Below are 25,955 nucleotides of genomic sequence, written 5' to 3'. Positions count from 1 at the left end.
ATGCGAACGTGCCGTCGTGCTGTAACTGTTCTGGCTCTCAGCCTCGCGCCGCTTGCGGCGTGGGCTGCGGTTCCTGTGGTCGATGACAACTCCGGTTATAACAATAGCGGGAGCAGTTATCCGCCTGCGGGTTACGGTACGAACGGCGCCTATGCCGGGGGAGCGGCTTCGGCCCCTGCCTCGGCACAGGGCATGCTGTTCAACCAACTGCAACAGATGCAGGATCAGATATCGCGCCAGCAAGGTGTGATCGAAGAACTGCAGAATCAGGTTGCGCGCATGAAACAGGAATCCCTGGAGCGATACCAGGATCTTGATCGGCGCATAGGATCCGGTGTTGCACCTGCCGCGACTCCTGAGAATTCTTCTGCCGGTGGCGATGCAAGTGCTGCTGCCGGTGCTGCCGCTGGCGCCGGGGCTGCTGCCCAGGCACCTGCTGCAAGTAGCGAACCGGGTGATCCGGCCAAGGAAAAGCTGTATTACGATGCCGCTTTCGACCTGATCAAAGCCAAGGATTTCGACAAGGCCAGCCAGGCTTTCTCGGCATTCCTGCGTAAATACCCGAACAGCCAATACGCGGGCAATGCCCAGTACTGGTTGGGCGAAGTGAACCTGGCCAAGGGCGATCTGCAAGGTGCAGGTCAGGCTTTCGCCAAGGTGTCGCAGCTCTATCCCAAGCACGCCAAAGTGCCGGATTCGCTCTACAAGCTGGCTGATGTAGAGCGCCGCCTCGGTCACACCGAAAAGGTCAAAGGCATTCTGCAACAGGTGGTTTCCCAATACCCGGGGACCTCCGCTGCTCAGTTGGCCCAACGCGATCTGCAACGCATGTAAGTGTGTTTGACCCGTTTGGAAGAAACCCGCGCTTGTCGCGGGTTTTTTCGTTAGAATTCACGCCCTTTTTCTGAAACACGCTTCTGGTGATCTACGCGTTGGCGGGGTTGTCTGAAGTGCCTGACGGAGGCGGACAGCCTGTTTAGCTGTTACGCCCGTGGCGACTATGCAAGACACATTGAGAATTACCGAAGTTTTCTACTCGTTGCAGGGGGAAACGCGGACTGCCGGGCTGCCCACGGTTTTTGTGCGCCTGACCGGTTGCCCATTGCGTTGCCAATACTGCGACAGCGCCTATGCGTTCAGCGGCGGTACGATCCGCACCCTCGACGATATCCTCGAACAAGTGGCCGGGTTTCGCCCGCGCTACGTCTGTGTGACCGGCGGTGAACCGCTGGCGCAGCCCAATGCCATCCCGTTGCTCAAGCAATTGTGTGATGCCGGTTACGAAGTGTCACTGGAAACCAGTGGTGCACTCGATATCTCGGCGGTAGATTCGCGCGTCAGTCGCGTGGTCGACTTGAAGACACCGGACTCCAAAGAGGCGCACCGCAACCGCTACGAAAACATCGAACTGTTGACGCCCAACGATCAGGTGAAGTTTGTCATCTGTTCGCGGGACGACTATGACTGGGCGGTTTCCAAACTGATCCAGTACGGTCTCGATCAACGTGCGGGTGAAGTGCTGTTTTCCCCAAGTCATCATGACCTCAATGCCAGGGATCTGGCGGACTGGGTGGTGGCAGACAACCTGCCGGTGCGTCTGCAATTACAGCTGCACAAGTATCTTTGGAATGACGAGCCGGGGCGCTGAGATGACTGAACAACTGAACACCACCGAACAGCGTGCAGTGATTTTACTGTCGGGCGGTCTGGATTCGGCCACGGTCGTGGCGATGGCCCGAGCCGAAGGTTTCGCCTGCTACACCATGAGTTTCGATTACGGCCAGCGCTCCCATGCAGAGCTGCATGCCGCCGCGCGCGTCGCTCGCGATCTGGGTGTGGTCGAGCACAAAGTGATCGGCCTGAACCTGAACGGCATGGGCGGCTCGGCGCTGACCGACACCAGCATCGACATCCCGGAAGAGCTGGGCGAGGGCATCCCGGTGACCTACGTACCGGCGCGCAACACGGTGTTCCTGTCGCTGGCACTGGGCTGGGCTGAAGTGCTTGGCGCCCGTGACATCTTTATCGGGGTCAACGCGGTGGACTATTCCGGTTACCCGGATTGCCGTCCGGAGTTCATCGAGTCGTTCGAGCGCATGGCCAACCTGGCGACCAAGGCGGGTGTGGAAGGCAACGGTTTCCGCATCCAGGCACCGCTGCAGAACCTGAGCAAGGCGCAGATCGTCCAGGCGGGCGTGAAGCTGGGCGTGGATTACGGCCTGACAGTTTCCTGCTATCAGGCGGACGATGAAGGCCGCGCGTGCGGCAAATGCGACAGCTGCCGCCTGCGTGCAGAAGGCTTCGCAGCGGCCGGTGTAAGCGATCCAACACCTTATTTTTGATTTTTTTCAAAAAGGTGTTGAATAGTCCTTAAAAATCAGTATTATACGCGCCACCACACAGCGGGTCGTTAGCTCAGTTGGTAGAGCAGTTGGCTTTTAACCAATTGGTCGTAGGTTCGAATCCCACACGACCCACCATATTTGGCGGTTTAGAAAATCCGGAAGGCCCACGAAAGTGAGGATTTCCGGGTTTTTTTTTGCCTGCGATTCAGGCACCTCTCCCTTGATCGTTGCCTGCGCTGACACAGGTCAGAATCATCTTTTGTATCAACGGGATATTCTGTAGCCTTGCGCAGCTTCAACGCTGTCCGTGCCTGATAATACTCACTCTCCCGGCGGTACCCTCAAGTGGTCCGGAGCCGGGTGTATACTCGACTTTCGCGCGAAAGCGCCTGCAGGTCTTGCGAACATGACGCAGATTTCCGAACGCCTTCTGGTTCAAGCCCACCTCGATGCCAAACAGCCCAAACCGCTGACTGCCGAGGAAGAGGCCTACTACCGTTCCGCCATCGCCGCCGAGCTCAAGGCTCAGGACGCGGTGCTGGTGGCCCACTTCTATTGCGATCCGGTGATTCAGGCCCTGGCCGAAGAAACCGGCGGCTGTGTGTCTGACTCCCTCGAAATGGCGCGCTTCGGCAATGCTCACCCGGCCAAGACCGTGGTGGTCGCCGGCGTAAAGTTCATGGGCGAGACCGCGAAGATCCTCAACCCGGAAAAACGCGTGCTGATGCCGACCCTGGACGCGACCTGCTCGCTGGACCTCGGTTGCCCGGTGGACGAGTTCTCGGCGTTCTGCGATCAGCACCCGGAACGCACGGTGGTGGTGTACGCCAACACCTCGGCCGCGGTCAAAGCCCGGGCTGACTGGGTGGTGACGTCGAGCTGCGCGCTGGAGATCGTCGAAAGCCTGATGGACAACGGCGAGACCATCATCTGGGGCCCGGACAAGCACCTGGGCACTTACATCCAGCGCAAGACCGGCGCTGACATGCTGCTGTGGGACGGTGCCTGCATCGTCCACGAAGAGTTCAAGTCCAAGCAGCTCGAAGACATGAAGGCGCTGTACCCGGACGCCGCGATTCTGGTGCATCCGGAGTCGCCGACCTCGGTGATCGAACTGGCGGACGCAGTAGGTTCCACCAGTCAGTTGATCGCAGCCGCGCAAAGCCTGCCGAACGAGACCCTGATCGTCGCCACCGACCGTGGCATCTTCTACAAGATGCAGCAGCTGTGCCCGGACAAGGTCTTCATCGAGGCGCCAACCGCCGGTAACGGCGCGGCGTGCCGCAGTTGCGCACATTGCCCGTGGATGGCCATGAACACCCTTGAGCGCACGCTCAAGAGCCTGAAGGAAGGGACGAACGAGATCTTTGTCGATCCGGCGCTGATTCCGCAGGCGATCCGTCCGTTGAAGCGCATGCTGGATTTCACCCAGGCGGCGCGGCTGAAGCTGGCGGGTAACGCCTAAGCTCTTTCTGCCAGACAAAAAACTGTGGGAGCGGGCTTGCTCGCGAAGGCGGTGTATCAGTCGATGCAAAAGGTGACTGATACACCGCCTTCGCGAGCAAGCCCGCTCCCACATTGGTATCTGGTGTCAGGAAGTTATTTGCTCTTCTTCGGAATCCGCACCACGCGGGTATCGGAGTAGATGTCGTGCCAGGTGCGCTTCTGCTTGTCGTACAGCGACCAGAAGAATCCAAGCCCTGCGCACAGCCACGAAGCGATCGATACCATGAAGCGCAGCAGCGCCTGCCACAGGCTGATCGCGCTGCCATCGGCGTTCTGTACGCGGATGCCCCATACCTGCATGCCCAGTGTCTGCCCGCCGTGGGTCCAGAACTTGGCGAAGAACGCAAACAGCACCAACAGCAACACTGTGGAATACAGCGGATCGCCATCCATTTTTCCGGCGTCGGTCAGCACACGCAGGCGTTCTTCACCGATGATCGCTGCCTGGATCAACTTGTAGACGAATCCGGTGACGATCAGCAGGGCAGTGCACAACAGGAAGTCATAGAACATCGCGGCCAGGCGCCGGCCGAGGCCAACAGCAGGAAAGTCGCCCTGGGGAGTGAGCAGGTTCTTCGACATGGCAGCCTCTGGACGCAAAATGAAGCGCCATTTTACGGATTCGCGCGCACAAAAAAGCCCCTGATATCAATATCAGGGGCTTTTTCGTTACAGAAGATTAACCTTCTGCTTGTACTTCATCAGCCTGCATGCCTTTCTGGCCTTGCACAGCAACGAAGGTCACTTTCTGGCCTTCTTTCAGGCTCTTGAAGCCGTTGCCCTGAATAGCGCGGAAATGCACGAACAGATCCGGACCGCTTTCTGGAGTGATAAAACCAAAACCTTTCTCGTCGTTAAACCACTTGACGGTACCGCTCTGACGTTGGGACATTTCTTATTTCCTTTGACGCATAAATTGATGACAGCCTCTTTCTCATGAAAGAGTACTGGGGCTGGTTGCAGGAGAGTAAGAAGACGTCGAGCGGGATGTAGCTAACTTGTAGGCTACTGCCCAGGTCACGATTCCAAGCTGACCCATGCAAACACAGTGGACAAACTCTACGCCAACTACGGGAGAAAAAACAAGCCCCGCGAAGGCCCCGGTTTTACTGTCCCGGCTGGCAGTTAGTCAGTCTACTAGTGCGGCTTAGACGATTAGCTTGTTCAAAAGTTTTCGAACGTTATAAGTAAAGTTCATAATCGAATCAAATGTTAGAAAATGCACTTTTTTGTGGCGATTGCGTTACACATTAGTGCACGCATAACGCAATCGCGTTACTTATAGAAACAGTCAATCAACCACGATAGTAGCGTTGTGGAACAAATGGCATTTTGCTTACAAGCATTTGCACCTTTTTCCCACGAACGATGGCCCAGACTGGCGTATCCAGGGTGACATAAGCGCTGTCGAGGTAACCCATCGCCAACGGCCCGCCCAAGGTCGGACCGAAGCCGCCGCTGCACACGCTGCCGATGATTTCGCCCGCGTCGTTGACGATTTCTGCGCCTTCACGCACCGGCGTACGTTCCTGTGGCAGCAGACCGACGCGTTTGCGCGCGACGCCATTCTGCTGCTGAGCAAAAACTGTCTCTGCCCCCGGGAAACCACCGGCCCGCGCGCCGTCGGCACGGCGTGGCTTGGAGATTGCCCACAACAGGCTGGCTTCGATCGGCGTGGTCTCGGTGTTCATGTCGTGCCCGTACAGGCACAGGCCGGCTTCCAGGCGCAGTGAGTCGCGGGCGCCGAGGCCGATGGCCTGAACTTCCGGTTCGGCCAGCAGGGCGCGGGCGAGTTTTTCTGCATCGGCGGCGGGCACCGAGATTTCGAAACCGTCTTCACCGGTGTAGCCCGAACGGCTGACGAAGCAATCCACGCCCAGCAGTTGCACGCGATTGAACTGCATGAACGTCATCTTCGCCACCTCTGGCGCAAGACGCGCCAGCACGGTGACTGCAGCCGGGCCTTGCAACGCCAGCAGCGCGCGCGCTTCGAACAGCTCCGTAATGGTGCACTGATCGCCAATGTGTTTTTGCAGATGCGCCAGATCCTGATCCTTGCACGCGGCGTTGACCACCAGGAACAGCTCGTCGTTGCCCAGATTGGCGACCATCAGATCATCGAGAATGCCGCCGCTCTCGTTGGTGAACATCGCATAGCGCTGCATGCCCACTGGCAGGTCGATGATGTCCACCGGTACCAGGGTTTCCAGTGCCTTGGCGGCATTGGCGCCGGTCAGGCGGATCTGGCCCATGTGCGAGACATCGAACAGCCCGGCCTGCTCGCGGGTGTGCTGGTGTTCTTTCATCACGCCCAGCGGGTATTGCACCGGCATGTCGTAGCCGGCGAACGGCACCATGCGGGCGCCGAGTTCGATGTGCAGAGCGTGCAGCGGGGTTTTCGACAGTTGTTCGGTGGACATGCGTGGCTCCTTGAAAGTTTGAGTTTGGGGGCATGGGGCTAGATTTAGATCAAGATCAAAAGCCCCTCACCCCAGCCCTCTCCCGGAGGGAGAGGGGGCTAAGTGCGGTCCTCTACCAAAAGGAGAGGACATAAATCAGCATTCGATGATGTTGACTGCCAGACCGCCGCGGGCGGTCTCTTTGTATTTGCTTTTCATGTCGGCGCCGGTCTGGCGCATGGTGCGGATGACTTTGTCGAGGGAGACGAAGTGTTGCCCGTCGCCGCGCATGGCCATGCGCACCGCGTTGATCGCTTTCACCGAACCCATGGCGTTGCGCTCGATACACGGCACCTGCACCAGCCCGCCAATCGGGTCGCAGGTCAGGCCGAGGTTGTGTTCCATGCCGATTTCCGCCGCGTTCTCGACTTGCTGCACGCTGCCGCCGAGCACTTCACACAACGCGCCGGCGGCCATCGAGCAAGCCACGCCGACCTCGCCCTGACAGCCGACTTCGGCGCCGGAGATCGAGGCGTTTTCCTTGTACAGAATGCCGATCGCGGCGGCGGTCAGCAGAAAGCGCACCACGCCGTCATCGTTCGCACCCGGGATAAAGCGCATGTAGTAATGCAGCACCGCCGGGATGATGCCCGCCGCGCCGTTGGTCGGCGCGGTGACTACACGACCACCGTTGGCGTTTTCTTCGTTGACCGCCAGTGCATAAAGGTTGACCCAGTCGAGCACCGACAGCGGATCGCGCAACGCCGATTCCGGGTTCTTGCACAATTGCCGATGCAGCGCCGCCGCCCGGCGTTTGACCTTCAGCCCGCCCGGCAGAATGCCTTCGTTGCGACAGCCAGCGGCGACGCAGTCCTGCATCACTTGCCAGATTTTCAGCAGACCAGCGCGGGTTTCCGCTTCAGGGCGCCAGGCACTTTCATTGGTCAGCATCACCTGGCTGATGGACAGGCCGTAGGTGGCGCAATGGCCGAGCAGGTCCTTGGCACTTTTGAACGGGAAGGTCAGCGGTGTCGCGTCTTCGACGATGCGGTCGGCACCAGCCGCATCTTCATCGACCACAAAGCCGCCACCGACCGAGTAGTACTCGCGGCTGCGAATCTGAATACCGGCAGCATCGAAGGCACGAAAGATCATGCCGTTGGGGTGGTAGGCCAACGGCTTGCGGATCATCGCCAGGTGTTCTTTCTCATTGAACACAATGCTGTGTTCGCCGAGCAGACTCAGCCGGCCATTGCCGCGAATTTCCTGCAGGCGCGCGGCGACGGTTTCGGTATCGACGGTGTCCGGGTGTTCACCTTCAAGGCCGAGCAGCACGGCTTTGTCGCTGCCGTGTCCCTTGCCGGTAGCACCGAGCGAGCCGTACAGCTCGACTTTGACGGTGCTGGTGGCCAACAACAGGTCATCGCGGCGCAGGCCTTCGGCGAAGCGCGCAGCGGCACGCATCGGGCCGACGGTGTGGGAGCTGGAAGGGCCGATGCCAATCTTGAACAGGTCGAACACGCTTAACGACATGAGTTGTTCTCCGGTTTCTTGTTATAGGAATTGGCGCAATATCAGGCTTGATGCGTTCCTTGTGGGAGCTGGCTTGCCAGCGATGGCGATGTGTCAGGCAACAGAGATGGAGACTGATCCACCCTCATCGCTGGCAAGCCAGCTCCCACAGGGATTTGTGGTGTTCTGGAGAAAGGGGCAGATAAACCTGCCCCTCCATCGCTTAAGCGTAGCTTTCGATCGACGGGCAGGCGCAGACCAGGTTGCGGTCGCCGAACACGTTGTCGACGCGACCGACCGGCGGCCAGTATTTGCCTTCGACCAACGACGCCACCGGATACACCGCTTGCTCGCGGCTGTACGGGTGGGTCCACTCGCCAACCAGCTCCGCCGCTGTGTGTGGTGCGTTCTTCAGTGGGTTGTCGTCCTTGTCCAGCGTGCCGTTTTCCACTGCGCGGATTTCTTCGCGGATGCGGATCATGGCGTCGCAGAAGCGGTCCAGTTCTTCCTTGGATTCGCTTTCGGTCGGCTCGATCATCAGCGTGCCGGCGACCGGGAACGACATGGTCGGGGCGTGGAAGCCGAAGTCGATCAGACGCTTGGCGACGTCATCGACGCTGATGCCGCTGCTGTCTTTCAGTGGACGCAGGTCGAGGATGCATTCGTGCGCCACCAGCCCGTTGCTGCCGGTGTACAGCACTGGATAGTGCTCTTCGAGGCGACGGGAAATGTAGTTGGCATTGAGGATCGCCAGTTGCGAAGCACGCTTGAGACCGGCGCCGCCCATCATGCGAATGTACATCCAGGTGATCGGCAGAATGCTCGCGCTGCCGAACGGCGCTGCGCAGACTGCGCCTTCCTTGCGTGCCATTTGGCCGTGACCCGGCAGGAACGGGGTCAGGTGCGACTTGACGCCAATCGGGCCGACGCCCGGGCCGCCACCGCCGTGTGGGATGCAGAAGGTCTTGTGCAGGTTCAAGTGCGAAACGTCGCCGCCGAATTTACCCGGTGCGCAGAGGCCGACCATCGCGTTCATGTTGGCGCCGTCGATGTACACCTGGCCGCCGTTGTCATGAATGATCCCGCAGATTTCGCGGATGCCTTCTTCGAACACGCCGTGGGTCGACGGGTAGGTGATCATCAGCGCCGCGAGGTGTTCGCGGTGCTCGATGGCTTTGGCGCGCAGGTCTTCGATATCGACGTTGCCACGCGCATCGCACGCGGTCACCACCACGCGCATGCCGGCCATGTTGGCGGTGGCCGGGTTGGTGCCGTGGGCCGACGACGGGATCAGGCAGATATCGCGGCGCTCGTCGCCACGGCTCTGGTGGTAAGCGCGAATCGCCAAGAGGCCTGCGTATTCACCCTGCGAACCGGCGTTCGGTTGCAGCGAGATCGCGTCGTAACCGGTGGCGGCGCAGAGCATCGCTTCCAGTTCGTCGGTCAATTGCTGATAACCGGCGCTCTGCGCAGCCGGAGCGAACGGGTGCAGGGCGCCGAATTCGGCCCAGGTCACCGGGATCATTTCGCTGGCGGCGTTGAGTTTCATGGTGCACGAGCCCAGCGGGATCATGGTGCGATCCAGTGCCAGGTCCTTGTCCGCCAGTTTGCGCAGGTAGCGCATCAGCTCGGTTTCCGAGTGATAACGGTTGAACACCGGGTGGCTGAGGATCGGCGACTGACGTACAAGCGCCGCCGGGATGGTGCTTTGCACCGACGCGCCCAGCGCAGCGAAGTCCGGCAGGGTCTTGCCGTCGGCGAACAGCCCCCATAGGGTTTCGATGTCAGCCTGCGTGGTGGTTTCGTCCACCGACAGGCCCAGACGCTCGGCATCGATGACCCGCAGGTTGATCTGTGCAGCGTGTGCCTTGTCGTGCAGCGCGGCGGTGTGTGCGCCGGTGGCTACGGTCAGGGTGTCGAAGAAGCTTGTCTGCTCGACTTTAGCGCCCAGTGCGCTCAGGCCCTTGGCCAGAATCACGGTCAGGTGATGCACGCGGTTGGCAATCTGGGTCAGGCCTTTCGGGCCGTGGTACACGGCGTACATGCTGGCGATGTTGGCCAGCAGCACCTGCGCGGTGCAGATGTTCGACGTGGCCTTCTCGCGGCGGATGTGTTGCTCGCGGGTCTGCATCGCCAGACGCAGCGCCGGTTTGCCGAAACGGTCAACCGAAACACCGACCAGACGGCCCGGCATATCGCGCTTGAACGCATCCTTGGTGGAGAAGTAAGCGGCGTGCGGGCCACCGAAGCCCAGCGGTACGCCGAAGCGTTGTGCGGAACCGATGGCGACGTCGGCGCCGAACTCGCCCGGGGCGGTCAGCAAAGTCAGGGCCAGCAGGTCGGCAGCGACCGCCACCAGCGCGTTGGCGGCGTGGAAGCGCTCGGTCAGTTCGCGGTAGTCGAACACATCACCGTTGCTCGCCGGGTATTGCAGCAGCGCTCCGAAAAACGGCGTGACGTCGCTCAGTTCACGCTCATCGCCAACCACCACGTCAATGCCCAGCGGCTCGGCACGGGTACGCAGCACGTCGAGGGTTTGCGGGTGGCTGTGGATCGAGGCGAAGAACTGGTGGCTGCCCTTGTTCTTGCTCAGGCGTTTGCAGAAGGTCATGGCTTCGGCAGCGGCGGTGGCTTCATCGAGCAAGGAGGCATTGGCGATCGGCAGGCCGGTGAGGTCGCTGATCAGGGTCTGGAAGTTCAGCAGCGCTTCGAGACGGCCCTGGGAAATTTCCGGCTGGTACGGGGTGTAAGCGGTGTACCAGGCCGGGTTTTCCAGCAGGTTGCGCAGGATTGGCGACGGCGTGTGGCAGTTGTAGTAGCCCTGGCCGATGTAGGTCTTGAACAGTTGGTTTTTGCCGGCGATCGATTTGATCATCGCCAGTGCATCGGCTTCGCTCAGGCCGTCGTCCAGGCCGAGCACGCTGGTGCCCTTGATGCTTTCCGGGATGACGCTGGCGCTCAGCGCTTCGAGCGAGTCGAAGCCGAGGCTGTTGAGCATGGCTTGCTCGTCACCGGCGCGCGGGCCGATATGACGGGCGATGAATTCGTTGGCAGTGCCGAGGTTTACTTGGGTCATGTCGTTACTCCTCAGGCTTCGGCTTGGGCTTTGATCAGGCGGTCGTAGGCGTCTTGATCGAGCAGTTTGCCGACAGCGGCGGCGTCGCTTGGCTGGAAGCGGAAGAACCAGCCTTCGCCCAGCGGATCTTCGTTGACCAGTTCCGGGCTGCCGTCCAGTGCCGGGTTCACTTCCACAACTTCACCATCGAGCGGCATGTACACGCCGCTGGCGGCTTTCACCGATTCAACGGTGGCGGCTTCGGCGCCTTTTTCGTAAGCCTGCAGCTCAGGCAGTTGCACGAACACCACGTCGCCCAAAGCGTTCTGCGCGAAAGCGGTGATGCCGACAGTAACGCTGCCGTCAGCTTCGGTGCGCAGCCATTCGTGATCTTCAGTAAAACGCAACTCGCTCATGGAAACTCCTAAGGGGGCCAGACTCGTCTGGTGGACGCGGTGGAAGGCTTGGGCATGAAAGCCCTGATTTTATGAGCGGTTACTTAGCAAGAACGCGGCCAGATTGTATTTATATATATAAATCAAATGGTTATGTGTTTCTGGTTGTGATGGGTGTGGGGCTTCTGTAGCGAAATCGCTACAGCTTGGGGCGGGGAGAAAAGCTGAAGCGGATCAAAGCCTTGCACAGCGGTGATTGGAGGTGGGTGTATCGATATCGTTCCGCTGTAGCGCTTTCAGTACAGATGGAGGTCGGTTTTGAACGGATTTCGAATCCGTCACATGAACCCCCTGTGGGAGCGGGCTTGCTCGCGAAAGCGTCAGGTCAGTCGACATCACTGTTGAATGGCCCACCGCATTGGCGAGCAAGCCCGCTCCCACATTTTTGACCGCGTGCGGCTTACGGTTTGTTGGGAATGCCGTACTTGCGCAGTCGATGGGCAATCGCCGTGTGCGAGGTCTGCAGGCGGCTGGCCAGTTGGCGGGTCGAGGGGTAGCTGACGTAGAGTTTTTCCAGCAGCGATTTTTCGAAGGATTCGACGGCTTGTTCGAGGCTGTCGACGTCGCTGTCGGTCTGCCGCGCCACCGAGGTGCCGGCGATGTCGAGATCACCAATATCGACCAGGCTGCTTTCGCAGATCGCCGCGGCGCGGAAGATCACGTTCTGCAACTGGCGCACGTTACCCGGCCAACGATTACCAAGCAGCGCCGGATAGGTACCGGGCGCAAGGCGACAGACTGGACGCTGAATCTGCGCACAAGCCTGCTGCATGAAGTAGCGCGCCAGCAGCAGAATGTCCTGGCCACGCTCACGCAGCGGCGGCACTTCAACGTTGAGTACGTTGAGGCGGTAGAACAGGTCTTCGCGGAACAGGCCTTCGCTGACCATTTTTTCCAGGTCGCGGTGGGTCGCGCTGAGGATCCGCACGTTGACCTTCACTTCGCGATCACCGCCGACCCGACGGAAGCTGCCGTCATTCAGAAAGCGCAATAACTTGGCCTGCAAGTACGGCGACATCTCGCCGATCTCGTCGAGAAACACCGTGCCCTGGTTGGCCAGTTCCATCAGCCCCGGTTTGCCGCCACGTTGCGCGCCGGTAAAGGCACCGGGGGCGTAGCCGAACAGTTCGCTCTCGGCGAGGTTTTCCGGCAGCGCCGCGCAGTTCAGCGCGAGAAACGGCGCACTGTGCCGCGCACTGATCGCGTGGCAAGCGCGGGCCACCAGTTCTTTACCGGTGCCGGTTTCGCCTTGAATCAGCAGCGGTGCGTCGAGGGCTGCGACTCGTTGCGCGCGGGCCTTCAGCGTACGGATCGCCGGGGATTCGCCGAGCAGCGCATCGAAGCCTTCGGCGTGGTCATGGTGCAATGCCGAGAGCTGTTCACCGATGCGGTTTGGCTGATAAAGGGTCAGCAGCGCGCCGGCGTCGGTGATCGGTGTGGCGTCGAGCAGCAGGGTCTGGCCATTGACAGTGATCTCGCGCAGCGGCAGGCGGAAGCCTTGTTCGAGCAGGGTTTCCAGCAGGCCGGGATCGTTGAACAGCTCAGAGACACTTTCCCCCGCCGGTTCACGCCCGTACAGCGCAATCAGTGCCGGGTTGGCCAGCAGCACCTTGCCGGCGCTATCGAGGGCGAGTACCGGATCGGTCATCGCCGCGAGCAACGCATCGAGCTGCAGGTGCCGGCGCTGACCAGGGAGGATGTCGACCACCACCACGGCCTCCACACCGCGCACCCGAAACAACGCATCTTTGAGCTCTTCGAGCACTTGCGGGCTCAAGGTCGGTGCATCGATGTAGACGTTGGGCGGAATCATCTCCACCGCATCCAGATTGAGATTGCGCCCACCGAGGATAGCCAGGACTTCCTGGGTGATGCCGACGCGGTCGATGAAGCTGACGTGGATACGCATGGGGGCGGTTCAGTGTTCTGGAATGCGGAGGGGGGCAAGTATGCCTTGGGGCGGGCTAATGGTGAAACCGGACACAGGATTTCAGGCCAACACGGATCCCTTGTAGGAGTGAGCCTGCTCGCGATAGCGGTGTGTCAGAAACAACGATGTTGACTGATACACCGCTATCGCGAGCAGGCTCACTCCTACAGGGGATGTGCAAAATCCAGGTTATTCGAAGTGCTCGAGATTGACCGGGTCGCCGGACTTCATATCAAGTTGCTTGCGGATGTCTTCAAACATCATGTCGTAATGCTTGTGAACCGAGCCGATCTGGCTGTGGGTCTTGGGAATGCCGTACTTCTCGGCGATTTTCGTCACATTGTTGGCAAAGTTGTAGGCCTCCTCTTTGGGCAGGAAGAAGGTCTCTTTCATGTCCTTGCCCTGAAGGTTGCCGTGCATCGTGAACTGTATGCCTTTGCCTTTCTGCGGATCGGTGAACACTTCATAGTCGAGGTGCACGTTGTAACTGACGTCATCCGGAGTCAGCGCGTGCCGCTCAATATGCAAATGACCGGGTTCAAACTGGGCCATGGGTTTCTCCTTTCAAGGCATGGGAGAAGGGCAGCCCCCTGGGCCTGCCCTTGAGTTTCTAATTATCGATAGCTGATGCCCGGCTTCGCCGTGCTGACGCGTGTGCCGGCAGTGCCCTGGACGATCGCTTCGATGTCCGCGAGCGAACCGATCACCGCGACCTTGCCAGTATGGCGCGCGAATTCGCAGGCTGCCTGCACCTTCGGCCCCATGGAGCCAGCGGCGAAACCGAGGCGTTCGAGTTCATCCGGGTGGGCTTCGGCGATGGCTTTCTGCGACGGCTTGCCATAGTCGACGAACGCCGCGTTGACGTCGGTGGCGATCACCAGCAAGTCAGCTTCCAGTTGCTCGGCGAGCAGCGACGAGCACAGATCCTTGTCGATTACCGCCTCGATGCCCTTGAGGTTGCGGTGCTCGTCGTACATGGTCGGAATGCCGCCGCCACCGGCGCAGATGACGATGCTGCCCTTGTCCAGCAGCCACTTGATCGGACGGATCTCGAAGATGCGTTTTGGCCGTGGGCTGGCCACCACACGACGGAACTTGTCGCCGTCCGGAGCGATGGCCCAGCCTTTTTCAGCAGCGAGTTTTTCCGCTTCAGCCTTGTCGTAGACCGGGCCGATCGGTTTGGTTGGATTCTGGAAGGCCGGGTCCTTGGCGTCGACTTCAACCTGGGTCAGCAGGGTGGCGAACGGCACTTCGAAGTCCAGCAGGTTGCCCAGTTCCTGTTCGATGATGTAGCCGATCATGCCTTCGGTTTCGGCACCGAGCACGTCCAGCGGGTAAGGGGTGACGGAGGTGTAGGCCGCTGCCTGCAGCGACAGCAGGCCGACTTGCGGGCCATTGCCGTGGGCGATGACCAGTTGATTGCCGGGATGGATCTTGGCGATTTGCTCGGTGGCGATGCGGATGTTGGCGCGCTGGTTGTCAGCGGTCATCGGCTCGCCACGACGGAGCAGGGCGTTACCGCCCAGAGCTACGACGATACGCATGGTGCAATCCTTTCAGCAGAGAAATGGCAAACGACTCGGTTTCCCTGTCGGAACCGGAATTCCATGTGGGAGGGGGCTTGCTCCCGAAGGCGGCGGATCAGTCGACATGGCTGTTGAATGACACACCGCTTTCGCGAGCAAGCCCGCTCCCACATTTGGAGCCGGTTCTTTCAGTGGGAGCTATTCCGGTTACAGATCAGCCAGGGTCGAGACCAGGATCGCCTTGATCGTGTGCATGCGGTTTTCCGCTTGCTCGAAGGCGATGCAGGCGGGCGACTCGAACACGTCGTCGGTGACTTCGATGCCGTTGGCCAGGTGCGGATACTGTTCGGCAATCTGTTTGCCGACCTTGGTATCGCTGTTGTGAAACGCCGGCAGGCAGTGCATGAACTTGGTGCGCGGGTTGCCGGTGGCTTTCATCAGCTCTTTGTTGACCTGGTACGGCAGCAGTTGCTGGATACGTTCGGCCCAGGCTTCAACCGGCTCGCCCATCGACACCCAGACGTCGGTGTGGATGAAATCGACGCCTTTGACCGCGGCTTTCGGGTCTTCGGTCAGGGTGATGCGCGCGCCGGATTCTTCCGCGTATTTCTTGCAGCGATCGACCAAATCGTCGTGCGGCCACAGGGCCTTCGGCGCGCAGATGCGCACGTCCATGCCGAGCTTGGCGCCGACCAGCAGCAGCGAGTTGCCCATGTTGTTGCGCGCGTCGCCGAGGTAGGCGTAGCTGATTTCGTGGATCGGCTTGTCGGCGTGTTCACGCATGGTCAGCACGTCGGCGATCATTTGCGTTGGGTGATATTCATCAGTCAGGCCGTTGAACACCGGCACCCCGGCGAACTTCGCCAGCTCTTCGACGATTTCCTGTTTGAAACCACGGTATTCGATGGCGTCGTACATGCGACCCAGCACGCGGGCCGTGTCTTTCATGCTTTCCTTGTGGCCGATCTGCGACGAGTTCGGGTCGATGTAGGTGACATTGGCGCCTTGGTCGTAGGCCGCCACTTCGAACGCGCAACGGGTGCGGGTCGAGGTTTTTTCGAAGATCAGGGCGATGTTGTTGCCCTTCAGGTGTTGCTGTTCGGTGCCGGTGTATTTCGCGCGTTTCAGATCGCGGGACAGGTCGAGCAGGTAACGCAGCTCACGTGGGGTGTGGTGTTCCAGGCTGAGCAAGTTACGGTTGTGAATGTTAAAAGCCATGATGGATCTCCTTCGGTGTCGGTTATCCCCCTGGCCGCGCTTTGTAAGTCGCGGCCAAGGCTCAGAGGTTTAGTAATCGATCGGGTCGCGGATGATCGGGCAGGTCATACAGTGGCCGCCGCCACGCCCGCGACCGAGTTCGCCGGCGCTGATGGTGATGACCTCCACGCCGGCCTTGCGCAGCAGGGTGTTGGTGTAGGTGTTGCGGTCGTAGCCGATGACCACGCCCGGTTCCACGGCCACCACGTTATTGCCGTCGTCCCATTGCTCGCGTTCGGCGGCGAAGCTGTTGCCGCCGGTTTCCACCACGCGCAGCTTCGGCAGGTTGAGGGCTTTGGCCACGGTGTCGAGGAAGCTGCCTTCTTCGCGGCGAATGTCGATGCCGCCCTGTTTGCTTTCGTCAGGGCGCAGGGTGAAGGCGACGATCTGGTTGACCACTTCCGGAAAAATCGTCACCAGGTCGCGATCGCAGAAACTGAACACGGTGTCCAGGTGCATCGCGGCGCGGGACTTCGGCAGGCCGGCGACGATGACTTTTTCCACCGCTTTGTTCTTGAACAGGTTCAGCGCCAGTTGGCCGATGGCCTGACGCGACGAGCGTTCGCCCATGCCGATCAACACCACGCCGTTGCCGATCGGCATCACGTCGCCGCCCTCGAGGGTCGAGCTGCCGTGATCCTTGTCCGGGTCGCCGTACCAGATTTCGAAATCGGCGTTGGTGAACTGCGGGTGGAACTTGTAGATGGCGGTAGTTAGCAGGGTTTCCTGACGACGCGCCGGCCAGTACATCGGGTTCAGCGTCACGCCACCGTAGATCCAGCAAGTGGTGTCGCGGGTGAACTGGGTGTTCGGCAGCGGCGGCAGGATAAAGCTGGAGTGGCCGAGGAAGTCGCGGAACATCTGGATGGTCTTGCCACCGAAGCTGTCCGGCAGATCGTCGGCGGATACGCCACCAATCAGGTATTCGGCGATGTGTCGCGGCTCAAGGCTCTTCAGCCAGGATTTCACTTCGCTGATCAGGCCCAGGCCCACCGAGTCGGCGGTGACCTTGCGCTCGAGAATCCAGTCCAGCGCTTCCGGGATGGCGACGATGTCGGTCAGCAGGTTGTGCATTTCCAGCACGTCGATCCCGCGTTCGCGCATCTTGGTGACGAAGTCGAAGTGGTCGCGCTTGGCCTGGGCCACCCACAGCACATCATCGAACAGCAGTTCATCGCAGTTGTTCGGGGTCAGCCGCTGATGGGCCAGACCTGGGGAGCAAACCATGACTTTGCGCAGTTTGCCGGCTTCGGAATGGACGCCGTACTTAACTTTTTCCGTGGTCATTGCAGTGATCCTCCAGATTACAAATCAAGGGTTACAAGGTCAGGAAGCCGTCGTAGAGACCGTAGGCAGCCACCAGGGCACCCACGACCACTGCGGCGAAAATCAGCTTCTCGACGTTAGTGAAAATCGGTTGTTTGAGTTCCAGCTTGGCCTTGGCGAACAGGATCGCGCCGGGTGCGTAGAGCAGGGCCGAGAGCAGCAGATACTTGACCCCGCCGGCATACAGCAGCCACACCGCGTAGATCAGCGCGATGCCGCCGATAATCAGATCCTTGCGTCGTTCGGCCGCGAAGCCTTCGTAGCTTTCGCCGCGCACCGCCAGCAACAGGGCATAGGCCGCCGACCACAGGTACGGCACCAGAATCATCGAAGTGGCGAGGTAGATCAGCGACAGGTAAGTGCTGGCCGAAAACAGGGTGATGATCAGGAACAGCTGGACCATCGCGTTGGTCAGCCACAGGGCGTTGACCGGTACGTGGTTGGCGTTTTCCTTGCGCAGGAACTCTGGCATGGTGTGGTCTTTGGCGGCGGCGAACATGATCTCCGCACACAGCAGCACCCACGACAGCAGCGCCCCCAGCAGCGAGATGATCAAGCCGACGCTGATCAGCACCGCGCCCCAGTGACCGACCACGTGTTCGAGCACGGCGGCCATCGACGGGTTCTGCAGTTTGGCCAGTTCCGGCTGGGTCATGATGCCCAGCGACAGCACGTTGACCAGCACCAGGAACAGCAGCACGGTGATGAAACCGATGACGGTGGCCTTGCCGACGTCCGAGCGTTTTTCCGCCCGCGCCGAGAAGATGCTCGCGCCCTCGATGCCGATGAACACCCACACGGTAACCAGCATCATGTTGCGCACCTGGTTCATCACGCTGCCCAGATCCGGGTTTTTCACGCCCCAGATGTCAGCGGTGAAGATGTCCAGTTTGAAGGCGAAGATCGCGATCAGCACGAACAGCAGCAGCGGCACGACCTTGGCAACGGTGGTCACGAGGTTGATGAACGCCGCTTCCTTGATCCCGCGCAGCACCAGAAAGTGCACGGCCCATAGCAGCACCGAGGCGCCGATGACGGCGGCCACCGTGTTGCCTTCGCCGAAAATCGGAAAGAAATACCCGAGGGTGCTGAACAACAGAACAAAGTAGCCAACGTTGCCCAGCCAGGCACTGATCCAGTAACCCCAGGCGGACGAGAAACCCATGTAGTCGCCAAATCCGGCCTTGGCGTAGGCGTAGACACCGCCGTCCAGGTCAGGCTTGCGATTGGCGAGGGTTTGAAAGACAAAAGCGAGGGTGAGCATGCCGACAGCGGTGATGGCCCAACCAATCAATACCGCGCCGACGTCGGCGCTGGCGGCCATGTTTTGTGGCAAAGAGAATATCCCGCCACCAATCATTGAGCCGACTACCAAGGCAACCAGTGCACCGAGTCGTAGTTTTCCGGGAGCTTCAGACATTGCATGACTCCATTGCAGGAGAGAAGAGTTCACAGCGTAGATCTGTTGTCTGTTCAATCAGCTGACATAGATCAGTGCATGGCCACATTCCATTGTTAATGAATGACTTATGAAACAACTGGAGGCATAACGCTATCGCCTGGAAAGCCCGTCCTAGAGGCTTTTGCCTGATGTGGTTGGGAATTGGTCTTATTACTTTAGAGTTATCACGCTAGTTGTTTTTCAGCTTTTGGCAAATTTTCAGCATCTGTTTTCAGTACAGAATTGATTTATTAGGATTCGCGCACAAAACTGTCTTAGCGTGCTAGGCGTTAGCGTCAGTCGCTATATATAAACGAGTGTTTCTCGGTATTACCTGATAAACGTCGTCTGGTATCAGGCGTTTAGTTAATAGTTGTTACAAATGAATGAAGGGAGACAAGAATGTCGCAACCGACGCAAAAGCTGCGACTGGGTGCGTTGATCGCCCTGGTGGTGGGTTCGATGATTGGCGGGGGGATTTTTTCCCTGCCGCAGAACATGGCGGCCCGCGCCGATGCCGGGGCAATCCTGATCGGCTGGGGGATCACCGCCATCGGCATGCTGACCTTGGCCTTCGTGTTCCAGACCCTGGCCAACCGCAAGCCTGAACTGGACTCCGGCGTCTACGCCTACGCCAAGGCCGGGTTTGGCGACTACATGGGTTTCTCGTCCGCCTGGGGCTACTGGATCAGCGCGTGGCTGGGCAACGTCGGTTATTTCGTGTTGCTGTTCAGCACCCTCGGTTACTTCTTCCCGGTATTCGGCCAGGGCAACACGCCAATCGCCATCGGCTGCGCATCGGTGCTGCTGTGGGCGGTGCATTTTCTGGTGATGCGCGGGATCAAGGAGGCGGCGTTCATCAATCAGGTGACCACGGTCGCCAAGATCGTGCCGTTGATCATGTTCATCGTGATTGCCGCCGTGGCGTTCAAGGCCGACATTTTCACCCGCGACATCTGGGGCCGCAGCAACCCGAGCTTCGGCGGGGTGATGGATCAGGTGCGCAACATGATGCTGGTGACGGTGTTCGTGTTCATCGGCATCGAGGGCGCCAGCGTCTATTCGGCGCGGGCGGAGAAACGCAGCGACGTCGGGCGCGCCACGGTGATCGGCTTCCTCGGTGTGCTGGCGCTGTTGGTGCTGGTCAACGTGCTGTCGCTGGGGATCATGAGCCAGCCCGAACTCGCGACTTTGCAGAACCCGTCGCTGGCGGCGGTGCTGGAGCACATCGTCGGGCCGTGGGGCGCGTTGCTGATCAGCCTCGGTCTGGCGGTTTCCTTGCTCGGCGCGTTGTTGTCGTGGGCGCTGCTCTGCGCGGAAATCCTCTTTGCCACGGCCCGGGACAAAACCATGCCGGCGTTCCTGAAAAAGGAAAACGCCAACCATGTGCCGGTCAATGCGCTGTGGCTGACCAACGTGATGATTCAGATTTTCCTGCTGATCACACTGTTTTCCGCCGGCACCTACACCAGCCTGATCTACCTCGCTTCGTCGATGATTCTGGTGCCGTACCTGTGGTCGGCGGCGTATGCGGTGCTGCTCAGCGGACGTGGCGAAACCTACGAACATGCCTCGGCCGAACGTACCAAGGATCTGCTGATTGGCGGCATCGCCCTGTGCTACGCGGTGTGGTTGTTGTATGCCGGCGGGGTGAAGTATTTGCTGCTGTCGGCGCTGCTGTATGCGCCGGGGGTGGTGCTGTTCGCCAAGGCCAAGCATGAGCAGGGCGAGCCGCTGTTCACCCCTGTCGAGAAAGGTATTTTCGCCTGCGTGCTGATCGGCGCGGGGCTGGCGGCGTATGGTTTGTACAGCGGAGTGTTGTCGTTGTAGGTGGATTGATTGTGCATCGGTGGTGTCAGTGCGGGCCTCTTCGCGAGCAAGCCCGCTCCCACATTTGAAATGCATTCCCCTGTGGGAGCGGGCTTGCTCGCGAAGAGGCCCGAATGGTCATCACCACTGCGCGCGATGCGAACCCAATTCAGTAGCCGGCAACGCCCACTGCAGCGGCGTCCCGCTGATCTTCACCGGTGCCAGCAAGCGATGCGCCGGCCCCCATGGGGTCTGCTCCACCCGTGAGTCTTGATCCTGTTTAGCCTCGGCGCGCAACGCTTCGCTCGTTCCCGGTCCGTGCTCGATCAGCAACTTGGCGGTGCGCGCCAGTGACAAGCGTGCAGAACCGCCGCGACCGCTGCGCAAACGTTCAGTGAGCAATGTGATCGCACTCGCCGCCATCAGATACCCGGTCGCGTGATCCAGCGCCTGCACTGGCAGCGGCGTCGGCTTGTCAGCCTGTTTCCAGCGCTGTCCGGCCTCGGCGATGCCGCTGCTCATCTGCACCAGGCTGTCGAAACCACGACGGTTCTGCCACGGGCCGCTCCAGCCGTAGGCATTGAGGCAGACGTCGATCAGCCCCGGCGCCAGTTGTCGGCGGCGTTCGGCGCCGAAACCGAGGTGTTCCAGGGCATCGGCACGGTAGCCATGTATGAGGATATCGGCGTCCTTCAACAGGTTTTTGAACACTGCACGATCGTCCGGTTGCTGCAGGTCCAGCCGCGCACAGCGTTTGCCAAGAGTCATGTCGGGAATGACACCCGGCTCGTTCCAGCTCGGCGGATCGATGCGCAGCACGTTGGCACCGAGGCCCGCGAGAAAACGGCTGGCGGTGGGGCCGGCGAGCACGCGGGTCAGGTCGAGCACCTTGAGCCCGGCCAGCGGTTGCTCCACGGAGCCTTGCCACGCGTTGGCCTTTTCATCCTGCGAATCGATGAAATGCACCAGCGGCTCGGCATTCACTGCCATCCCTTGCGGATGCTGCTGCCATTGCGCCCAACTGCGCATTTCGGCGGCGCAGCCGTTGGCTTCGACCACCGCTTGTTCCAGATCGGCGCTGTTCCACTGCGCGACTTTCGCCGCCATGGCAGCGCGATCGGCGCAGGCACCGAGCACGCTTTCAGCCGCAGCACGGTGATGTGGGGCGTTGGTGTGCAGGCGGATCCAGCCGTCTTCGGTTGCGTAGTCGCCGGCAATCGGATCCCACAGCGGCGGGATCTCCCAGCCGATCGGCCGCAACGAGGTGGCAAACCAGAACGACGCCAGACGCCGATCGACTTCCACGGCGGGCAAGTGCCCGGTCTGTTGCCGGAGCAGTTCGCTGACGGCCTGACCGGCAGCGCCGATGCTGGCGCAGGCCAGGTCGCTGACGGCGAACGCCGAGGGCAGGGCGCCACTGGCGGTGAACGGAATCGGCGTGTGGGGCAAGCCGAGTGCGGCTTGAATGGACGTGAGTAAATCAGTCATCGAAGGCCCTCCGGGAGAGAGGGCGATGATAGTGCAAAAAAATCTCGGGCCAGATGAAATTCCGGCAGGTGAACACTTACCCCTGTGGGAGCGAGCCTGCTCGCGAAAGCGGTGGATCAGTCACTTTGATGTTGAATGTGCTGCCGTCTTCGCGAGCAGGCTCGCTCCCACAGGGATTTTTGCAGTTTGCTAGACGCGGAACTGATCCATCAGCTTCATCTGCTGGCTCGCCAGGGCATTGAGCTGGCTGCTGATCGCCGCCGACTCGGTAGCTTGCTCGGTCAGGGTTTCAGTCACGGTGCGAATCGCCGAGACGTTGCGGTTGACCTCTTCGGCCACAGCGCTCTGCTGTTCGGCGGCGCTGGCGATCTGCAGGTTCATGTCGCTGATCACGGTCACCGCATCGCTGATCTTGCCCAGCGCATCCACCGCCTGGCGGATCTGCCCGGCGTTGTTGTGCGCCTGGGTCTGGCTCGAATGCATGGTCGCGACCACGCCACGGGTGCCGGTCTGGATGCGCTCGATGACGATGCGGATTTCTTCCACCGAATCCTGAGTGCGCTTGGCGAGGTTGCGCACCTCGTCGGCCACCACCGCGAAACCACGGCCGCTTTCCCCGGCGCGGGCCGCTTCGATCGCGGCGTTGAGCGCCAGCAGGTTGGTCTGTTCGGCGATGCTGCGGATCACTTCCAGCACCGAGCCGATCTGCTCGCTGTTGACTGCCAGTGCTTCGACTTCGGTCACCGCTTTGCTGACTTCGTCGGCCAGTTGATTGATGTCGCGGGTGCTGCGCTCGATGATCGACAGGCCGTCCCTGGCCGACTGATCGGCGCCCTTGGCGGCGTTGGCCGCGTTCGACGCGCTGTTGGCGACGTCGTGGGCAGTGGCGCTCATTTCATTGGAGGCGGTGGCGACCTGATCGATTTCGCGGAACTGCACCTGCATGCCTTCGCTGGTCTGGCGAGCGATTTCCGATGACTGATCAGCAGTGCCACGCGCTTCAGTGATGCTCTGTTTGATCTGGGCGATGGTCGGTTGCAGCTTGTCGAGGAAGCGGTTGAACCAGTTCACCAGTTCGCCCAGTTCATCCTTCTTGCTGTAGTTCAGGCGCTGGGTCAGATCGCCTTCACCGCTGGCGATGTTCTTCAGCATCTCGGCGACGCTGTTGATCGGGCGTGTGACGCCGGAAGCCGTCAGCCAGATCAGCAACAAGCCAATCAGCCCGGCGACGACAGCCACCGCCAGCGCCGTGATCACGCCGGTTTCCTGCGCGTCGTCGAGCACCGCTTGCAGCTTCACCGAGTCGGCCAGCAGCACCTGTTTCGGCAGGTCGATGACCACGCCCCAGGCCCGCGAGTTGCCAATCGGATCCACCGGGTACACCGCGCGAATCAACTCGCCCTGTTCGAGAATCTTCGGCGTGCCGCTGCTGACCAGTTGCAGCACGTCCTTGCCGTCGGCGCCGAGGGTGTCGCCGATCTTTTTGCCGACCTTGGCGGCGTCCGAGCTGTCGGCAGCCAATACGCCGCTGCCGGATACGATCAGCATGTGCCCGGCGTTGTTGAACAGGTTGCGCTGGGAATCCACCGCCGCTGCTTGCAGGGCATCGAGGGCGATGTCGACACCGACCACGCCGATCGCCTTGCCGTCGACGATCAACGGCACGGAAATGGTGGTCATCAACATTTCCTTGCCGCCCACGGTGTCGGCATACGGATCGAGCAGGCAAGTACGCTTGTTGTCACGAGGGCAGGTGTACCAGCTGTTGTACGGCGTGCCGCTGACGCTGAGGGTGGTCTTGGTCATGTCTTCTTCGACCATGATCGTGTTCAGCGCCGAGCCGGCAGCGCGGCTCCAGTAGCTCGCAAAACGCCCGGCTTCGTTGGACTGGCGCGCGGCGTCGTTGACGAACTCGCTGTCCTTGCCGTCGAGGCCGTTGGGTTCGAAGGCGAGCCAGATCCCGAGCACCTTGTCGTTGCGCTCGAACGCGGTTTTCAGGCTCTGGTTCAATTCTTCACGCAGGGCCCCGGCGTCCAGTGAACGCTTGGCGGCCAGCAGGCGCATGTTCTTGATCTGATCGGCCAGCGCGGTGATCACCGTCAGGCTTTCGCCAAAGGTCTTCTGCACCCGCACTGCTTGTTCGGCGGCTTTGGCCTGCAACAGGTTCTGCACACTGGCAGTGAGCAACTGGTTGCTGGAGTTGCTGACCAGTTCGTCGTTCTGGTTGGTCTGGTAAATGTTCATGCCGACGATCAGCGCAACCACACCCAGCAGGCACAGGCCGGAGAGCAGGACGATTTTCAGGCGAATGGAGAGAGAGTCGAACATGGGGCGATCTCGTGAATGAATGAGCAGGTGGCCACGGGATGAACTACCCGGTTCGCCAAATCCATTCAGCGCCATGCATTGCTCATCGGCGCGCAGCGAGAGGGCATGAGCCGCTTGCCGACGAACGGTCAGCGCTAAACGTTTGCGCAGGGGAATGTGCTGAAAAGGCGATTAATTACAGGGAAGTTTCAGCCTGATGAACACCGGGGAGCTGTTGGTGATGAGGCTTTGTGGTGAGGGGATTTATCCCCGATGGACTGCGCAGCAGGCCCAAAACCTGACAACCAGTTTTAACTGAAACTCTGCGGATGCCTGATTTAGTGGCTGCTGCGCAGCCAATCGGGGATAAATCCCCTCACCACAAAAGCCACATCCACAAAGCATAGTGGGAGGTCAGGAAGAGGAGGGGAGCGCTTCCGGACGCGACCAGATCCACAGATTGCCCAGACTCATCCCGGCAATCGCCAGATACACCGGCCAGCCGTGATCGAGCATTACCAGCATCAACGTCGCGCACAGCAGCATGCTGATGGTGGCGCTGACCTTGGCTTTGCGCGCGATGATCTTGCCGTTGCGCCAGTTGCTCAGGATCGGCCCGAACAGCCGATGGTTTTCCAGCCAGGCGCTCAGGCGCGGCGAGCTGCGAGTCGCGGCCCAGGCGGCGAGCAGGATGAACTCGGTGGTCGGCAGGCCGGGCACGACGATGGCGATCAGGCCAATGCCGAGGCTGACGTAGGCCAGCAGGCCGAACAACAGACGGGCGAGTTTTGAGGTGGCGGGTTGCGGCATGGGCTCAGCGGTTGCTTTTGAAGCGGGACGGGAATCTTACAGGCTTACACCGTTCCCCTGTAGGAGTGAGCCTGCTCGCGATGGCATCCGGTCATTCAACATTAATGTCGACTGATACACCGCCATCGCGAGCAGGCTCACTCCTACAAGGGGAATTTGCTGTGTATCAGGCCGGTTCGGCCTCGGTGGCGTAAGCCTGTTCCAGCAGCACGGTGAAGCGGTTGAACGCGTCGATCGCGCCTTGTTCCACTTCGGCTTCCTCTTCGGCCGTGAACTGCAGGGAATCGAGGGTGCGCACGAAGCTTTTCCAGCCTTCGGCACGGCCGCCTTCCGGTTCACCCAGGTGACGGGCACCAAAGGTTTCGCTCAGCTCCAGCGCCACCGCACGTTTGATCAGGAACGCTGCGCCAAGCTTCGAACCTTCGGAGACGAAAATCCAGCCCAATGCACGGGCTTTGCTCGGGTTTTTCAGCGCACCGGCCACCGGTGGCGGGATGTCGGTGTCGAGATCCGCCAGGTCAGCCTTGGCCGCTTCGGCGCGGCAACGGGCCGGCAGATCCGGGACGATGGCAGTCAGTTCGGCATTGTTATAGAGATCGACCAGTTCCGACTGGAACAGGTATTGCGCAACCACAAAGCGGGCGAAGTTGGCGCGGGTTTCGAACGGCGCGTGGGCCTTGACCAGGGCGTCGAGCTTGCTGTGCGGCTCGTGGGTGATCTGGTTCAGGCGTTGTGAACGCAGGGCTTTTTCCGAAGTGGTCATGGGGGTGTCCTTGATAAAAGAGGCGC

The 25,955-nt window shown here is 60.4% G+C and carries 20 protein-coding genes, 1 tRNA gene and 2 pseudogenes; 6 read left to right on the top strand and 17 right to left on the bottom strand.

Translation table 11 applies throughout. The annotated features are described in order from the left end of the window. The 5 genes from ybgF to nadA all read left to right on the top strand — a co-directional run bounded on the left by ybgF (position 1) and on the right by nadA (position 3,810). The gene (ybgF, locus tag ACM6I7_RS01845) at positions 1-834 is read left to right on the top strand and encodes a tol-pal system protein YbgF (RefSeq protein ID WP_346649708.1); all 834 of its coding nucleotides are present in this window, start codon (positions 1-3) and stop codon (positions 832-834) included. Between the two features lie 166 nt (positions 835-1,000). Then, positions 1,001-1,648 carry a 7-carboxy-7-deazaguanine synthase QueE gene (gene queE / locus ACM6I7_RS01840; protein ID WP_027612537.1) on the top strand — a complete coding sequence of 216 codons (648 nt, stop codon included), beginning with the start codon at positions 1,001-1,003 and terminating at the stop codon, positions 1,646-1,648. 1 nt (position 1,649) lies between these two features. Further along, complete coding sequence (queC, locus tag ACM6I7_RS01835; protein WP_097085949.1) at positions 1,650-2,342, top strand: 7-cyano-7-deazaguanine synthase QueC; 693 nt, start codon at positions 1,650-1,652, stop codon at positions 2,340-2,342. Positions 2,343-2,404: 62 nt separating this feature from the next. After that, a tRNA-Lys gene (locus ACM6I7_RS01830) sits at positions 2,405-2,480 on the top strand. 271 nt (positions 2,481-2,751) lie between these two features. Further along, complete coding sequence (gene nadA / locus ACM6I7_RS01825; RefSeq protein ID WP_414887853.1) at positions 2,752-3,810, top strand: quinolinate synthase NadA; 1,059 nt, start codon at positions 2,752-2,754, stop codon at positions 3,808-3,810. Positions 3,811-3,944: 134 nt separating this feature from the next. On the opposite strand, the gene ACM6I7_RS01820 is transcribed toward nadA, so the two are convergent. The 12 genes from ACM6I7_RS01820 to arcD (ACM6I7_RS01765) form a co-directional block, all read right to left on the bottom strand. Further along, complete coding sequence (locus tag ACM6I7_RS01820) at positions 3,945-4,433, bottom strand: RDD family protein (RefSeq protein ID WP_098965267.1); 489 nt, start codon at positions 4,431-4,433, stop codon at positions 3,945-3,947. 97 nt (positions 4,434-4,530) lie between these two features. Continuing rightward, a complete protein-coding gene (locus ACM6I7_RS01815) occupies positions 4,531-4,743 on the bottom strand; it encodes a cold-shock protein (RefSeq protein WP_007934683.1) in 213 nt (70 codons plus the stop codon). Positions 4,744-5,146: 403 nt separating this feature from the next. After that, positions 5,147-6,271 (bottom strand): glycine cleavage system aminomethyltransferase GcvT, encoded by a 1,125-nt coding sequence (gene gcvT / locus ACM6I7_RS01810; RefSeq protein WP_414887852.1) that lies wholly within the window; start codon positions 6,269-6,271, stop codon positions 5,147-5,149. A gap of 135 nt (positions 6,272-6,406) precedes the next feature. Next, entirely contained in the window at positions 6,407-7,783 is a 1,377-nt protein-coding gene (locus ACM6I7_RS01805) for an L-serine ammonia-lyase (RefSeq protein ID WP_336840455.1), read from the bottom strand. A gap of 202 nt (positions 7,784-7,985) precedes the next feature. Further along, positions 7,986-10,838 carry an aminomethyl-transferring glycine dehydrogenase gene (gene gcvP, locus ACM6I7_RS01800; RefSeq protein WP_414887851.1) on the bottom strand — a complete coding sequence of 951 codons (2,853 nt, stop codon included), beginning with the start codon at positions 10,836-10,838 and terminating at the stop codon, positions 7,986-7,988. 11 nt (positions 10,839-10,849) lie between these two features. Next, positions 10,850-11,233 carry a glycine cleavage system protein GcvH gene (gene gcvH / locus ACM6I7_RS01795; protein ID WP_027612543.1) on the bottom strand — a complete coding sequence of 128 codons (384 nt, stop codon included), beginning with the start codon at positions 11,231-11,233 and terminating at the stop codon, positions 10,850-10,852. A 439-nt stretch (positions 11,234-11,672) separates the two neighbouring features. Continuing rightward, entirely contained in the window at positions 11,673-13,181 is a 1,509-nt protein-coding gene (locus ACM6I7_RS01790) for a sigma-54-dependent transcriptional regulator (RefSeq protein WP_027612544.1), read from the bottom strand. A 210-nt stretch (positions 13,182-13,391) separates the two neighbouring features. Continuing rightward, positions 13,392-13,754: a DUF5064 family protein gene (locus ACM6I7_RS01785; RefSeq protein ID WP_007908047.1), complete on the bottom strand. Its 363-nt coding sequence runs from the start codon at positions 13,752-13,754 to the stop codon at positions 13,392-13,394. Positions 13,755-13,816: 62 nt separating this feature from the next. Beyond that, the gene (arcC, locus tag ACM6I7_RS01780) at positions 13,817-14,746 is read right to left on the bottom strand and encodes a carbamate kinase (protein WP_027612546.1); all 930 of its coding nucleotides are present in this window, start codon (positions 14,744-14,746) and stop codon (positions 13,817-13,819) included. 189 nt (positions 14,747-14,935) lie between these two features. Next, entirely contained in the window at positions 14,936-15,946 is a 1,011-nt protein-coding gene (locus ACM6I7_RS01775; RefSeq protein ID WP_003227481.1) for an ornithine carbamoyltransferase, read from the bottom strand. 69 nt (positions 15,947-16,015) lie between these two features. Continuing rightward, positions 16,016-17,272 carry an arginine deiminase gene (gene arcA, locus ACM6I7_RS01770; protein ID WP_150368611.1) on the bottom strand — a complete coding sequence of 419 codons (1,257 nt, stop codon included), beginning with the start codon at positions 17,270-17,272 and terminating at the stop codon, positions 16,016-16,018. A 31-nt stretch (positions 17,273-17,303) separates the two neighbouring features. Beyond that, the gene (gene arcD / locus ACM6I7_RS01765; protein ID WP_097085936.1) at positions 17,304-18,731 is read right to left on the bottom strand and encodes an arginine-ornithine antiporter; all 1,428 of its coding nucleotides are present in this window, start codon (positions 18,729-18,731) and stop codon (positions 17,304-17,306) included. Between the two features lie 423 nt (positions 18,732-19,154). On the opposite strand from arcD (ACM6I7_RS01765), the gene arcD (ACM6I7_RS01760) reads away from it, so the two are divergent. Further along, a complete protein-coding gene (arcD, locus tag ACM6I7_RS01760) occupies positions 19,155-20,582 on the top strand; it encodes an arginine-ornithine antiporter (protein WP_027612550.1) in 1,428 nt (475 codons plus the stop codon). Positions 20,583-20,702: 120 nt separating this feature from the next. On the opposite strand, the gene ACM6I7_RS01755 is transcribed toward arcD (ACM6I7_RS01760), so the two are convergent. The 5 genes and pseudogenes from ACM6I7_RS01755 to ACM6I7_RS01735 form a co-directional block, all read right to left on the bottom strand. Beyond that, the gene (locus tag ACM6I7_RS01755) at positions 20,703-22,049 is read right to left on the bottom strand and encodes a CoA transferase (RefSeq protein WP_414887850.1); all 1,347 of its coding nucleotides are present in this window, start codon (positions 22,047-22,049) and stop codon (positions 20,703-20,705) included. Positions 22,050-22,238: 189 nt separating this feature from the next. Continuing rightward, positions 22,239-22,763: pseudogene (locus ACM6I7_RS01750) on the bottom strand (methyl-accepting chemotaxis protein); the annotation flags it as partial. Positions 22,764-23,144: 381 nt separating this feature from the next. Next, a pseudogene (locus tag ACM6I7_RS01745) lies at positions 23,145-24,113 on the bottom strand (cache domain-containing protein); the annotation flags it as partial. A gap of 657 nt (positions 24,114-24,770) precedes the next feature. Continuing rightward, positions 24,771-25,166: a YbaN family protein gene (locus ACM6I7_RS01740; RefSeq protein WP_097085930.1), complete on the bottom strand. Its 396-nt coding sequence runs from the start codon at positions 25,164-25,166 to the stop codon at positions 24,771-24,773. A 166-nt stretch (positions 25,167-25,332) separates the two neighbouring features. Next, positions 25,333-25,929: a biliverdin-producing heme oxygenase gene (locus tag ACM6I7_RS01735; RefSeq protein ID WP_414887849.1), complete on the bottom strand. Its 597-nt coding sequence runs from the start codon at positions 25,927-25,929 to the stop codon at positions 25,333-25,335. Between the last annotated feature and the right edge of the window lie 26 nt (positions 25,930-25,955).

The organism is Pseudomonas sp. IT-93MI4 (assembly GCF_949767635.1).
GTDB lineage: Bacteria > Pseudomonadota > Gammaproteobacteria > Pseudomonadales > Pseudomonadaceae > Aquipseudomonas > Aquipseudomonas putida_A.
The sequence above is the reverse complement of the archived record's forward strand: the minus strand, read 5'-3'. Positions and strand labels throughout refer to the sequence as shown.